The organism is Nocardioides euryhalodurans (genome assembly GCF_004564375.1).
GTDB classification, from domain to species: Bacteria; Actinomycetota; Actinomycetes; order Propionibacteriales; family Nocardioidaceae; genus Nocardioides; species Nocardioides euryhalodurans.
Genome location: NZ_CP038267.1, coordinates 2,698,649 through 2,711,642, shown reverse-complemented (window position 1 = coordinate 2,711,642; position 12,994 = coordinate 2,698,649). Strand labels below are relative to the sequence as shown.

Here is a 12,994-nt window from a genome sequence, read left to right as displayed (position 1 = left end):
CTAGCGGCGCCGCCACGGCCGCAGCACCACCGACAGCAGCAGCCCTGCGGCGAAGCCGATCGCGGCGCCGATCACGTTGTCGACCAGGTCGGTGACGTCGCAGGCGCGGTCGATGCGGGCCAGCTCCAGCTGCACCAGCTCGATCATCAGGGAGTACGCCGCCAGGGCGAACAGGCCGAGCGGCGCCATCACCCACCCGATGCGCCAGCGCGCCGACGCGACCACGAGCAGCGCGCCCGCCGGCACGAAGAGCGCGGTGTTGAGCAGCCGCTGGCCACCGGAGAAGATCCAGAAGCCCTCGGGAGCCGGCCCGCCGTAGTCCAGCGAGCACGTGTCCGAGCGGGTCTCGGCGGGGACCGCCAGGTCGATGCCGTAGAGCGGCACGAGGGTGACCAGGGCGATGACGACCAGCCACCAGGCGAGGCCGCACCACGACCACGCCGCGACCCACCCGACCCGTCGCTGGAGACCGGCGGCGAGCAGCGCGAAGAGCAGGCCGGACACGAACGCGCCCGCCACCATGCTCTCGGTTCCGCCGATCTCCACGCGGCGAGGCTAGTCGGCGCTCCCCCGCGAGATGGGCAGATGTCACGCTCGAGATGGGCCGGCGTTCCCATCTCGTACGTTGCGGGGGCCCATCTCGGCGACCGGGGTCAGGGGATGACGACCTCGCCGCCGGGGACGACCGGCAGGTCGCGACCGAGCCGGACGTCGAGCGGGTTGGTCAGGCACCGGATCGAGCCGCCGCCCTTGTGGAACTCCGAGAGGTCGAGGATGCGCACGGCGTAGCCCCAGTCCTCCAGCTGCGCCCGGACGTGGTCGGGGCAGGCCGGCATCAGCACGGTGTCGCCGACCACGATGGAGTTGGCGGCGAAGGTCGAGAGCGCCTCGGCCTCGGTGAGCACCAGCGGCTCGGGCACCATCGCCATCAGCGCCGCGGCCGAGGCCTCGTCGAAGGCGTCGGGGCAGACGATCGCGCGGGTGCTGTCGATCGGGCAGAACGCCAGGTCGAGGTGGTACATCCCCGGGTGGGTGATCCGCAGGCCGCGGACGCGGACCCCGAGGTCGGTGGCGAGGTGCTTGAGCCCCAGCTCCTCGGTGCGGGGGCCGTAGCCGACGACGAGCGCGTCGCCGAAGGCGAAGGCGTCACCGGCCTCGAAGTGGGCACCGACGCCGTCGCGACCGACGTACGAGGTGGTCGCGCCGAGCCCGGCGAACCACGGCTGGGCGGTCAGGGTCTCCATCCGCCGCTCGGCGTAGCGCATGTGGGACAGGACGACGTGGCGCGTGCCGTCGTGGCGCTCGACACCGAGGCCGAGGTTCATCGCGTAGACCATGTCGGGGGCGTCGGGCCGCTGGTCGAGGACGTGCACGGTCCCGCCCAGCTCCTCGATGGTGGCGACCAGGGTGTCCCACTGCTCCCGGGCCCGCGCCGGGTCCGGCTGCACGGTGGGATCCATGAACGGGTTGATCTGGTACTCGACGCGGAAGTGGTCGGGTCGGACGGCGACGTACGTCGTCCCCCATGCCAGCTGCTCGCCCATGGTTCGCCTCCGTTTCGGGGATGTTTCAGGAGTGTTACGGATTGTCAGACAATCTGACACTCGAGTATAGACACACGAAGGGGTCCGGGGACAAGCCGCCGCCGCCACGACCCGGGGGCGGGTCGCGGCGGCGGTGAGGGGACCTGAGGTGGGAGGGGTCAGCTGACGGTGATGGTGGCGCCGCAGCCGGCCGTGGACCCGAGCCGCTCGGCGCGGAACCGGAAGGTGTCACTGCCGGCGGTGTCGTTGCGGAAGCGCTCCACGTCGAGGTCGCCCTCGTGGTCGGCGCGCAGCACGTTGCGGTAGAACCGGTTGCCGTCGTGGCGGAGCACGACGCGCCACCGGGAGCCGGGCTCGACGCGGTCGACGTCGGCGGAGACCTCGAAGCCGCCGTCCTCCCGGTCGACGCTGAGCTCGTAGGTGCCGCCGCCGCAGGAGCCGTGGCGTTCCACGTCGGCGTTGGCGGGCGTGGCGACCGCGAGGGCGGTGGGGACGGCGAGTGCGGCAGCGGTGCCGAGGGCGATCGTGGTGCGCTTGACGTTGAGCTTCATGACGTGCTCCTCCAGGGGCTGGTTGCGATGACAGGAGGAGCGTCACAGCGGCCCCGCTAACCGCGAACCATGCGACCGCTAACGGCAGGCAAAGGTCAGCGCGGGGCGCCGATCCGCACCTCGGTGCGTGCGCCGCCGAGGTCCGAGCGCAGCAGCCGGACCTCGCCGGCCGACTCCTCCGCGGTCGCCGCGACGATGCTCATGCCCAGGCCCGTCGACCCGCCACCGCTGACGCCGCGGTGGGTGACGTCGAGGTCGGCCGGGTAGCCCGGACCGGCGTCCTCGACGACGAGCAGCGCCCCGCCGCCCGGGGCCGGCGTGAGGCGGACGCGGACCGCGGCCCCCTCGGGCGTGTGCGTGAAGACGTTGTCGAGCAGGGCGTCGAGCAGCGCGGCGAGGTCGCCCTCGCTCGTCGAGACCGGGATCGGCCCGCCGGGCACGACCACCTCGAAGGCACGTCCCTGGTCCTCGGCCAGCGGCTCCCAGAAGCGGGCTCGCTCGCCGAGCACGGCCACCGCATCGCTGCGCGCGACGAGCCCCTCCCGCTCGGAGCGGCGGGCCTCGGTCACGAGGTGGTCGACCATCCCCTCGAGCTCGTCGAGGTCCGCCTGCAGCCGGGTCGCCTCGGTGGGGTCACCGAGCCGCTCCACGCGCAGCCGCATCGCGGTGATCGGCGTCCGCAGCCGGTGGGAGAGGTCCGAGACACCGCGGCGCTCCCGCTCGAGCAGCACCTCGATCCGGCCCACGAGCCGGTTGAGCGCACCGCCGAGCGCCTGCACCTCGGCCGGCCCCTCGACCGGCACCGCCGCGTCCTCGCGACGGGGGTCGCCCAGGGTCTCCGCGCGGGCTGCCAGCGCCGCGATCGGGCGTACGAAGGAGCGGCCGAGGCGATCGGCCAGCACCACCGCCCCCACCCACAGCACCAGGCCGAGCGCGGCGAGGATCAGCCACGCGCGCAGCACCCCGGACCCGAGCCCGGGCTCGCCGACCTCCACGCGCACCACCGGGGTGAGCTCCGGGAGCGTGCTGTTGCCGCCCAACGACACGGGCACCAGGATCTGCGCGCCGTCACCGGCGTCGTCGACCCGCGCCCGGCCGGTCCGGCGGGCCTCGGCCACGCGGTCGTCCTCGCCGGGGGTGGGCCCGATCGCGGTCCCGTCGGGGTAGAGCACCGTGGTGCGGATGCCGGTCCCGGCGTCGTTGACGCTGTCGAGGTAGACCGACACGGCTCCCTTGTCCTGCCCCGACACCACCGTCTCGGTCGCCTGCACCTCCAGCGCGGCCTGCGCCAGCCGGTCCTCCAGCGCATAGCTCTGGACCAGCACCGCCATCGGCACGAGCATCGCGACCAGCACCATCGCGACGGTGGCCGCGACGGTGACGATCAGGCTGCGCCGCACGGGAACCTCACTCCCCCGGGGCGGCCAGGCGTACGCCGACGCCGCGCACCGACGTCAGGTAGCGCGGCTCGGCCGCGGTCTCGCCCAGCTTGCGGCGCAGCCACGACAGGTGGACGTCGACGGTCTTGTCGGAACCACCCCACGCCTGGTGCCAGACCTCGGTCAGCAGCTCCCGCTTGGTGACGACCTCGCCGGCCCGGCCGGCCAGGTGGGCGAGCAGGTCGAACTCGCGCGGCGTGAGGTCGAGCAGCTCGCCCCCGAGCACCGCCCTCCGCGAGGCGACCTCGATGCTCAGGTCCCCGACCACCACGGCCCGGTCGGCGGTCCGTCCGGCTCCGGTCCGCCGCAGCACCGCCCGGATCCGCGCCTCGAGCTGGGCGGTCGTGTAGGGCTTGACGACGTAGTCGTCGGCACCGGCGTCGAGGGCTGCCACCAGCGAGGGGTCGTCGTCGCGGGCGCTGGCGATGATGACCGGCACCTGGCTCACCGCCCGCAGCATCGCGAGGACCTGCGTGCCGTCGACGTCGGGGAGGCCGAGGTCGAGCACGACCACGTCGGGCCGGGTGTCCACGGCCAGGGACAGGCCCGACATCCCGTCGCGGGCCGAGTCGACGGCGTGGTCCTGGTCGCGCAGCGAGCGCACGAGCAGCGTCCGGATCCGCTCGTCGTCCTCGATGATCAGCACGTGCGCCACGGGGCGAAACTACCGGTCGCCGGCCGGCCTCCCGGGCCTCCACAGCCGGAAGCGCGGGACGTTATCCCTGCCTTAACCGCGCGCTAGGGATTCCCGGCCTCCCACCCCGGCACAATCGTCGGGTGGACAGCAGGAGGCTCGGCTACGTCGTCGCGTGGATCGTCGCGGCCACCCTCGCGGTGGCGGTGGGGATCGCCGCGGTCTCGACCGTCGGCGCCTCCATCCGTGGCCGCGGACCGCTGGGCAACGAAGTGGTCCGCGACGTCGGTCGTGGCGAGCGGGTGCCGGCCCCCGACCCCGAGGCCTCGCTGGTCGAGGACAGCGTCGACGGCCAGCACGGCTCCTTCGTCGTCGGCTGCCGTGGGGTCGTCGCCTACGGCCTGGCCGCGGAGCCGGCCCCCGGGTGGAGCGTCGTCAGCTACGAGCAGGGCCCCGACGACGACGTGGACGCCGTCTTCAGCAGCCGTGGCCGGTCGATCGACATCGAGGTCTTCTGCAACCAGGGCGAGCCCACGGTGGCCGAGATCGAGCGCAACACGCTCCCCGACGACTGACCGTGCACCGTCGGGGTGAAGCCCGAGCAGGCGTCGTGGGGGACAATGCGCCCATGCCGGGAACCGAGCCGTTCACGACGCTCAACCTCGACCTCGAGCACGTCTCCACGGTCGACCGCGCCGCCGACGAGCTCCGGCGGGCGGTCTTCGACGGCGAGCTCGAGTCCGGGACCCCGCTGCGCGAGGTCGCCATCGCCGACTCCCTCGGCGTCAGCCGACCCACCGTCCGGGAGGCCCTCGGCGTCCTGGTCGGCGAGGGACTGGCCACGCGCGAGCCCAACCGCGGGGTGTCGGTCGCCACCCCCGACCCCGACTCCATCCACGACGTCTGCCGGGCCCGGCTGGTGCTGGAGATCGCCGGCGTGCGTTGCTGGCCCGAGGCCGACGAGGAGCAGCGCGACACGGTCCGCGAGGCGCTCACCGCCCTCATCGAGGCGGCCGACACCCAGGCGTCGTACCAGGTCCTCAACGAGCGCCACCTCGCCTTCCACCTGTCCCTGGTCGGACTGGCGGGCTCCCCGCGGCTGGAGGCGATGGCGATGAACCTGTACGCCGAGCTGCGGCTCGCCCTCGCCCAGGTCGACCGCGCCCGGCAGAACGCGCCCGACCAGGCCGGCTCCCACACCCTTCTCGTCCGGCTCCTCGAGAGCGGCGACATCCCCGCCACCGTCGCCGAGCTCGAGCGGCACCTGGCCGGGGCCGAGGTCGCGATCCTCGAGCGGTTGCACCTGCAGGCCTGACCCACCCACCACTGCTGCACCTAGGCTGGGCGCATGAGGATGCTGACGTGGCTGCTCACCAACACCCTCGCCGTGGCCGCGGCGGCCTGGCTGGTCGAGGGCATCTACATCACCGGACCCCGGCAGTGGCCGGCCGAGCTGGAGGAGAAGTGGCTGACGGTGCTGGCCGTCGGCGTGATCCTCGGCCTGGTCTCGATGTTCGTGAAGCCGATCGTCCAGGTCCTCTCGATCCCCTTCATCGTGGTGACGCTCGGCCTGTTCCTGTGGGTCATCAACGCCGGGATGCTGATGCTGACCGCCTGGCTGGCCGACCTCTTCGACCTCGGCTTCCACGTCGACGACTTCTTCTGGGCCGCCCTGCTCGGCGCCCTGGTGATCACGGTCGTCAACTGGGTCGTCGACGGCGTGCTGATGAACGACTGATGCTGCCGGCACCCCGGACACCGGGCCACTACCGGATCGCCCTGGTCTGCCTCGGCAACATCTGCCGCTCCCCGATGGCCCACGTCGTGCTCGAGCGGCAGCTGGCCGAGGCCGGGCTCGCCGGGACCGTCGCCGTGACCAGCTCCGGCACCGGCGGCTGGCACGAGGGCAACCCGATGGACGAACGGGCCGCGGCCACCCTGAGCGGGGCTGGCTACGACCCCACCCGCCACCGTGCCCGGACCTTCGACCAGGACTGGCACGACGCCCACGACCTGGTGCTGGTCATGGACCTCGCCAACCTGCGCGACGTCGGCGGCGCCGGCGAGCGCGTGCGGCTCTTCCGCGACTTCGATCCCGTCGAACCTGGTGGTGAGGTGCCCGACCCGTACTACGGTGGGGACGCCGGCTTCCAGGAGGTGCTGCGCATGGTCGAGCGCACCAGCACGTCGCTCGTGACGACGCTGCGCGAGGAGCTGTCCCCGACATGACGCGGCAGCCGCTGATCGCCAAGCGCGCCGAGGACCTCCTCGGGGCGTCGGTGATCGCGACCGCGCCGGTCGCCGGCGGCGACATCTCGACCGCGACCCGGATGCGGCTCAACGACGGCACGACTGCCCTCATGAAGACCCACCACCACGCCCCCGACGGGTTCTTCGACGCCGAGGCGCGGGGGCTGACGTGGCTGGCCGAGGCCACCGCCGAGGGCGGGGTCGCCGTGCCCGAGGTGCTCGCCCACGACCACGAGTGCCTGATCCTGCGCTGGGTCGAGCCCGGCAAGACGACCGTCGACGCGGCCAGCGGCTTCGGCCGCGCCCTCGCCCGGACCCACCGCGCGGGCGCCCACGCCTTCGGCGCGGAGCAGGACGGCTTCATCGGCCGGCTGCCCCTGCCCAACCGCACCGCGCCCACCTGGGCCGAGTTCTACGCGACCCGACGGGTGCTCCCCTACCTCAAGCTGGCCCGCGACCGCGGTGCCGCCACCGCCGAGGACGCCGCCGCCGTCGAGGGGGTCCTGGGGCGGATCGCCGCCCTGGTCCCCGACGAGCCGCCGGCCCGGCTGCACGGCGACCTCTGGAACGGCAACGTGCTCTGGGGACTCGACGGCGCCTGCCGCGTCGTCGACCCGGCGGCGTACGGCGGCCACCGCGAGGTCGACCTCGCGATGCTCGCGCTGTTCGGGCTGCCCCACCTGCAGCGCGTCACCGACGCCTACGAGGAGGAGCACCCGCTCGCGGACGGCTGGCGCGACCGGGTCGGACTGCACCAGCTGTTCCCGCTGCTCGTCCACGCCTGCCTCTTCGGTGGCGGCTACGCCGCGCGCGCGGCCGGCGTGGCCCGCAAGCTCGGGTGAGGGCGCCCCCCGACTCTCAGTGACGACTCAGGCGAGACTGGCACAGTAGGGGCGTGAGTCCTGTCGCCCGCCCCCGCGTCCTCGTCGTCGACGACGACAAGGCGGTCCGGGAGTCGCTGCGCCGGTCGCTGGAGTTCAACGGCTACGACGTCGCGCTCGCCGCCGACGGGGCCGAGGCGCTCGCCACCATCGCCACCGTCGGCCCCGACGCCGTGATCATGGACGTGATGATGCCCAGGCTCGACGGGATCGAGGCGACCAGGGCGATGCGCTCGGCCGGGCACGACCTGCCGATCCTGGTGCTCACCGCCCGCGACGCCGTCGGCGACCGGGTCGAGGGCCTCGACGCCGGCGCCGACGACTACCTCACCAAGCCGTTCGCCCTCGCCGAGCTGCTCGCCCGGCTGCGCGCACTGCTTCGCCGGGTCGTGCTCGACGCCGACGAGGACGAGGTGCTGTCCTTCGCCGACCTCTCCATGGACATCGCCACTCGCGAGGTCCGTCGCGGCGACCGTCCGATCGAGCTGACCCGCACCGAGTTCACGTTGCTGGAGATGTTCCTGCGGCGGCCGCGCCGGGTGCTCGAGCGCTCCTTCATCCTCGAGGAGGTGTGGGGCTACGACTTCCCGACGACCGCCAACTCCCTCGAGGTCTACGTCGGCTACCTCCGGCGCAAGACCGAGGCCGAGGACGAGCCGCGCCTGATCCACACCGTCCGGGGCGTCGGCTACGTGCTCAAGCAACCATGACCGAGGCCCCCACCACCGGCCGCTGGCACTACCGCCGCTCGCTGGCGAGCCGGCTGATCGTGCTCGTCACGCTCGCCGTCGCCCTGGCGGTCGGCTTCGTGGCCTTCGGGGCGTTCTGGACGGCCAAGATGCAGATGCAGTCGACCCTCGACGAGTCGCTCGTCGACCGGGCGACCAAGGCGGCGTACGGCGGGATCACGCTGGACGCCGAGGTCCCGTCGTGGGCGCTCGGCGCCGCGGACATCCGGATCCTCTACATCACCTCCGACAAGCGCTACCAGACCTTCGACCAGTTCCCGAACCTCCGGCTCGGCGAGGAGGAGTTCGACGTCGCGGGCGGCACCTCGGAGCAGAGCGTGCGGACCCTGGTCGACGAGAACGGCGAGCACTACCGCGTCGTGGCGGTGCCGGCGCGGGTCCCCGGCCAGGCGCTGGTGCTGGCGCAGTCGCTCGAGCCGCAGCGGCAGACCCTGGCCAAGCTCGGCGGGGTGATGCTGCTCTTCGGCATCGCGGGGGTCGTGGGCGCGGCCGCGGCCGGGTGGGCGGTGGCGCGCAACGGGCTGCGGCCCGTACGCCGGTTGACGCGCAGCGTCGAGGAGATCGCCCGCACCGAGGACCTCCGGCCGCTGCCCGTCGGGGGTGACGACGAGATCGCCCGGCTGGCCACGGCCTTCAACCACATGCTCACCGCGCTCGCCGCGTCCCGCGACCGGCAGCGCCAGCTCGTGGCCGACGCCGGCCACGAGCTCCGGACGCCGTTGACCTCGCTGCGCACCAACCTCGACCTGCTCTCCCAGGCCGGGGCCGACCTGCCCGAGGAGGCGCGGGCCGAGCTGCTCGACGACGTCGGCGCCCAGATCGAGGAGCTCACCACGCTGATCGGCGACCTCGTCGAGCTCGCCCGCGACGAGCCGATGACCACGACCGTCGTCGAGACCGTGGACCTGGAGGACGTCGTCGACCGGGCGCTGGCCCGCGTCCGGCGGCGCGCACCGACGGTCGAGTTCGACGCTACCACGGAGCCCTGGTGGCTGACCGGGGACCGGGCGGCGCTGGAGCGGGCGGTGACCAACCTGCTCGACAACGCCGCCAAGTGGAGCCCGTCCGGCGGCACGGTCACGGTGCGGCTGACCCACGGCGTGCTCGTCGTCGACGACCAGGGCCCGGGGATCTCCGAGGAGGACCTGCCCCACGTCTTCGAGCGGTTCTGGCGCTCGCGGGAGTCGCGGTCGATGCCCGGCTCCGGGTTGGGCCTGGCGATCGTGGCCCAGGTGGTCGGCCGCCACGCCGGCACGGTCACCGCGGGGTCGGCGCCCTCCGGCGGCGCCCGGCTGACGATGACCCTGCCGGGGGGCTCGACCGAGCCCGTGACCTGATCCCTGCCGCGAGCATCACCCCTCGAACACCGCGCGCAGCCGGTCGGCCTTCCACGCCGCCTCGGCGTACTCGCTCGCGACGTCGGAGTGCACCGTGATCCCGCCGCCGGTGCCGAGGGTCCAGGTGCCGTCGCCGGCGGAGACCAGGCTGCGGATCACCACGCCGAGGTCGGCCCGCCCGTCGGCGGCGATCCACCCGAACGCCCCGGAGTACGCCGAGCGCGGCGTCGTCTCGACCTCCTCGACGATCTGCATCGTGCGCAGCTTCGGTGCCCCGGTCATCGAGCCGGCCGGGAAGAGCGCGCGCAGCGCGTCGAGCGTGGACACCCCCTCGCTCAGCCGACCCCGCACGGTGCTGACCAGCTGGTGCACGCCGGTGTAGGTCTCGACCTCCATCAGCGTCGGCACCTCCACGGTGCCCGGCTCGGCGACCATCGAGACGTCGTTGCGCAGCAGGTCGACGATCATCAGGTTCTCGGCCCGGTATCGGGGATCGGTGGCGAGCTGCTCGCGGTGGTGCGCGTCCGCCTCCGGGGTGGACCCACGGGGCGTGGTGCCCTTGATCGGCTTGGTCTCGATGGTGCGGTCGGCGGCGACCAGCGCGTAGCGCTCGGGGCTGGAGCTCAGCAGCCAGGCCCGCGCGCCGGGCACGTCGTGCTGGAGGAAGCCGGCGTACGGCGCGGGGTTGAGCGTGCGCAGCCGGAGGTACGCCGACGCGGGGTCGAGGTCGGAGGTGAGGGTGTCGCGATGGGTCAGGTTGACCTCGTAGGAGTTGCCGGCGTGGAGGTGCTCCTGCACCCGCTCGAAGGCGGCCGCGTAGGCGGCGGTGGGAGGAGCGTCGGCCCGGCGCGGTGCCGCGGCCGGAGCGGCGGCCTCGGTGGCCGGCGGGTGCTCGAAGAGCCGGACGTGGCGCGGCCGCAGCCACACCGCGTCGGGCACCGGACCCCCGGTGCGGGCGGGCAGGTCGGGACGGCAGGCGTAGCCGAGGTAGCCGAACCACTGGTCACCCTCGGCGCCGGAGGCGAGCTCGTCGCGGAGCACCTCGAAGACGTCGCCGCCGACCACCTCGGCCACGCCCCCGGCGTGCCGGGTCACCTCGCGGGAGGCGGCGTCGTAGGTCAGCGAGACGTCGTCCTCGTCCAGCCAGCCCACGATCGAGCGACGGCCCGACCAGTGGCGCGCCCCACCGCCGTCGAGCCAGAAGCAGCGGGCGTGGCGGGCGGCCACCTCCAGGAAGGACGACGACGGGTCGGTCACCGCACACCAGCCAGGAAGCTGCGCACCATCGCCGCGCCGTGCTCGGAGAGGATCGACTCGGGGTGGAACTGCACGCCCTCGAGCGGCAGCTCGCGGTGGCGTACGCCCATCACGGTGTCGCCGGCCCGCGCGGTCACCTCGAGGCAGGCCGGGACCTCGACCGCGGCCAGCGAGTGGTAGCGCACGGCCCGGAAGCCCTGGGGCAGCCCGGTGAGCACGCCGCGGCCGTCGTGCTCGACCAGCGCCACCTCCCCGTGGGCGGGCACGTCACGGCCGACGGTGCCGCCGTACGTCGTCACCAGGCCCTGCATGCCCAGGCAGACGCCCAGCACCGGCCGGGTCGCGGCCAGCAGCACCTCCCGACCCACCGCGAAGTCGGCCGGGTCGTCGGGCCGGCCGGGACCGGGCGAGAGCAGCACGTGGGAGTGGCGCAGCACCTCGGCGGGCTCGACCTCGTCGTGCTGGACCACCTCCGGCAGCTCGCCGGTCACGGTGGCGACCAGGTGCACGAGGTTCCACGTGTAGGAGTCGTGGTGGTCCACGACCACGACGTCCGGCACACCCCGACTCGACACCGGCTCAACCTACTGTCAGCGGGTCAGCCTCCGGCAGTGGTCCGGCACCTCCTCGTCGCGGGTGAAGCGCTGGCACGCCTCGAAGCGCGCGAGCCGGTCGGTGAGCAGCCTGACCTGAGCCCGGTGGGCCGGGTCGGCGTAGCCGTTGGTCCGCTCCCAGCCGACCCGGGTGTAGTCGTAGAACTCCCAGGCGTGGTCGATCCCCTCCCAGGTGGGGTCGAGGTCGTAGCGGACCAGCAGGCCGGTACGGCTGCGGACGGCGAGGTAGGACGGGATCAGGTCCATGGTGCCGCCGGCGTACATCGCGTCCGGATCGGTGCCGAGGGAGCGCGCCCAGGTGTGCTCGACGAAGGCGAAGCGACGCCGGTCGAGCTTGGGGTCACCGAAGGTCGGCAGCAGCGAGGTGCCCGACCGCCACGGCGACGGCGGCAGGCCGGCGAGGTCCTCGAGGGTGGCGGCCAGGTCGAGGTTGGAGACGACCTCGCTGCGGGCGCCCGGGGCGACCCCGGGACCGGTGACCAGCAACGGCACCTGCACGTCGGAGGTGAAGGCCGTGCCCTTGCCCTGGCCGAGGGCGTGCTGGCCGAGGTGGAAGCCGTTGTCGGAGGTGAGCACCACGTAGGTGTCGGGACCGACCTCGTCCCGGATCCGCGCGACCATCCGGTCGATCGACTGGGCCATCTGTGCCCGGGCGCGCAGGGCGGCGACCGCCTTGTCCTCGTCGGGCGTCATGCCGAGCGGACGCCAGGGTGCGGCGGGAGTCCCGTCGGAGCGGAGGGGCTCGTTGTCGGCCTGCGGGTCGCCGAAGCCCGGCAGGTCGTCGACGCCGAGCGAGGCGCAGGCGACCGGCCCGCAGTTGCCCGGCCGGCCGGCCGAGGGCCGGTCGCCGAAGGCGGGCGGGAAGCCGGGGTCGCCGGGATAGGAGGGGTCCGGCCCGACGCGCGAGTGGGTGCCGTACGGCGCGACCGTGAGGAAGTACGGCGCCCGGTCGTCGCGGTGCTCGCGCACGAAGTCGACCGCGCGGTCGGCGATCACCGTGCCGGCGTACGCGGCGTCCTTGGCGGCGTCGCTCGCCTCTGCCGGCGGAGCGTCCACGTGCTCCACACGGACCCCGTCCGCGTCGGCGTGCAGCAGGTCGAAGTCCCAGCCGTCGTAGGCGTTGCCGAAGACCGGCTGCCAGTCCGACCAGCCGGGCGGCACGAGCGGCAGCTCGCCGCCGGGGCTGTAGTCGTACTCGTTGAGGAACTTGCCGACGAAGCCGGTCGTCCAGCCCGCCTCCCGGAGCTGGAGGTTGACGCTCCGGGAGGCGTTGCCGTAGGCGGCGAAGGCCTCCCAGCCCCCGAGCGGACCGAACGCGTTGGGGGTGTTGGCGGTGTTGGTGAGCACCCCCGTCTGGTGGGGGTACTGGCCCGTGAGCAGGCTGGAGCGCGAGACGCAGCACAGCGAGTCGACGACGAAGGAGTTCTCGTACGAGGCGCCGGCGCGCGCCATCTCGCCGGCCTCGTCCATGGTCTGCAGCAGCTCGGTCGAGAGGTCGTCGACGAGCACGAGCACCACGCTGGCAGGCCCGGCGGGCGCGGCCGGAGCACTGGTGGCGCGCGGCTGGAGCCGGTGGCCGTCGACGACCGGGGTCCGCGGCTGTGGATCCGCCTCGACGGGCTCGCGGCGCGCACCGCACCCTGCGACGAGTGCCGTCACCAGCACCGCCACCGCGGCGCGCGCCACGATCCGCATCGTTCCCCCGGTCCGTGTCTCCCCTGTCACAGGAGTAGACGCG

General features: G+C 73.6%; 15 protein-coding genes. 7 read left to right on the top strand and 8 right to left on the bottom strand.

Translation table 11 applies throughout. The features are described from left to right. The 5 genes from EXE57_RS13005 to EXE57_RS12985 all read right to left on the bottom strand — a co-directional run bounded on the left by EXE57_RS13005 (position 1) and on the right by EXE57_RS12985 (position 4,189). Entirely contained in the window at positions 1-546 is a 546-nt protein-coding gene (locus EXE57_RS13005) for a VanZ family protein (RefSeq protein ID WP_135078144.1), read from the bottom strand. A gap of 107 nt (positions 547-653) precedes the next feature. After that, positions 654-1,544, bottom strand: coding sequence for a dimethylarginine dimethylaminohydrolase family protein (locus EXE57_RS13000; protein ID WP_135078142.1), 891 nt, complete (start codon positions 1,542-1,544; stop codon positions 654-656). A gap of 158 nt (positions 1,545-1,702) precedes the next feature. Beyond that, positions 1,703-2,095, bottom strand: coding sequence for a hypothetical protein (locus tag EXE57_RS19785; protein WP_167305900.1), 393 nt, complete (start codon positions 2,093-2,095; stop codon positions 1,703-1,705). Positions 2,096-2,190: 95 nt separating this feature from the next. After that, positions 2,191-3,495, bottom strand: coding sequence for a sensor histidine kinase (locus EXE57_RS12990; protein ID WP_135078140.1), 1,305 nt, complete (start codon positions 3,493-3,495; stop codon positions 2,191-2,193). Between the two features lie 7 nt (positions 3,496-3,502). Next, complete coding sequence (locus tag EXE57_RS12985) at positions 3,503-4,189, bottom strand: response regulator transcription factor (RefSeq protein ID WP_135078138.1); 687 nt, start codon at positions 4,187-4,189, stop codon at positions 3,503-3,505. A gap of 122 nt (positions 4,190-4,311) precedes the next feature. On the opposite strand from EXE57_RS12985, the gene EXE57_RS12980 reads away from it, so the two are divergent. The 7 genes from EXE57_RS12980 to EXE57_RS12950 are packed head-to-tail and all read left to right on the top strand — an operon-like array spanning position 4,312 to position 9,385. Then, positions 4,312-4,743, top strand: a complete 432-nt coding sequence (locus tag EXE57_RS12980) for a hypothetical protein (RefSeq protein ID WP_135078136.1) — start codon at positions 4,312-4,314, stop codon at positions 4,741-4,743. Positions 4,744-4,796: 53 nt separating this feature from the next. Beyond that, positions 4,797-5,483: a GntR family transcriptional regulator gene (locus EXE57_RS12975; RefSeq protein ID WP_135078134.1), complete on the top strand. Its 687-nt coding sequence runs from the start codon at positions 4,797-4,799 to the stop codon at positions 5,481-5,483. Between the two features lie 33 nt (positions 5,484-5,516). After that, entirely contained in the window at positions 5,517-5,906 is a 390-nt protein-coding gene (locus EXE57_RS12970) for a phage holin family protein (RefSeq protein ID WP_208542847.1), read from the top strand. Next, entirely contained in the window at positions 5,906-6,397 is a 492-nt protein-coding gene (locus tag EXE57_RS12965; RefSeq protein ID WP_208542846.1) for a low molecular weight protein-tyrosine-phosphatase, read from the top strand. Before EXE57_RS12970 ends, EXE57_RS12965 begins: the two co-directional genes overlap by 1 nt. Then, the gene (locus EXE57_RS12960) at positions 6,394-7,260 is read left to right on the top strand and encodes a fructosamine kinase family protein (protein WP_135078132.1); all 867 of its coding nucleotides are present in this window, start codon (positions 6,394-6,396) and stop codon (positions 7,258-7,260) included. Before EXE57_RS12965 ends, EXE57_RS12960 begins: the two co-directional genes overlap by 4 nt. A 53-nt stretch (positions 7,261-7,313) precedes the next feature. Beyond that, positions 7,314-8,009, top strand: a complete 696-nt coding sequence (locus EXE57_RS12955) for a response regulator transcription factor (protein ID WP_135078130.1) — start codon at positions 7,314-7,316, stop codon at positions 8,007-8,009. Beyond that, complete coding sequence (locus EXE57_RS12950) at positions 8,006-9,385, top strand: sensor histidine kinase (RefSeq protein WP_135078128.1); 1,380 nt, start codon at positions 8,006-8,008, stop codon at positions 9,383-9,385. The genes EXE57_RS12955 and EXE57_RS12950 overlap by 4 nt, the downstream gene beginning before the upstream one ends. A gap of 15 nt (positions 9,386-9,400) precedes the next feature. Here the strand turns inward: EXE57_RS12950 and EXE57_RS12945 are convergent, their stop codons facing one another. Genes EXE57_RS12945 through EXE57_RS12935 form a run of 3 tightly spaced genes read right to left on the bottom strand, consistent with a single transcriptional unit; the run spans position 9,401 to position 12,942 of the window. After that, on the bottom strand, positions 9,401-10,642 hold the full coding sequence (locus EXE57_RS12945) for an anthranilate synthase component I family protein (protein WP_135078126.1): 1,242 nt from the start codon (positions 10,640-10,642) through the stop codon (positions 9,401-9,403). Then, entirely contained in the window at positions 10,639-11,217 is a 579-nt protein-coding gene (locus tag EXE57_RS12940; RefSeq protein WP_244246825.1) for an anthranilate synthase component II, read from the bottom strand. Before EXE57_RS12940 ends, EXE57_RS12945 begins: the two co-directional genes overlap by 4 nt. Positions 11,218-11,232: 15 nt before the next feature. Continuing rightward, on the bottom strand, positions 11,233-12,942 hold the full coding sequence (locus EXE57_RS12935; protein ID WP_135078125.1) for a sulfatase-like hydrolase/transferase: 1,710 nt from the start codon (positions 12,940-12,942) through the stop codon (positions 11,233-11,235). Positions 12,943-12,994: the final 52 nt, after the last annotated feature.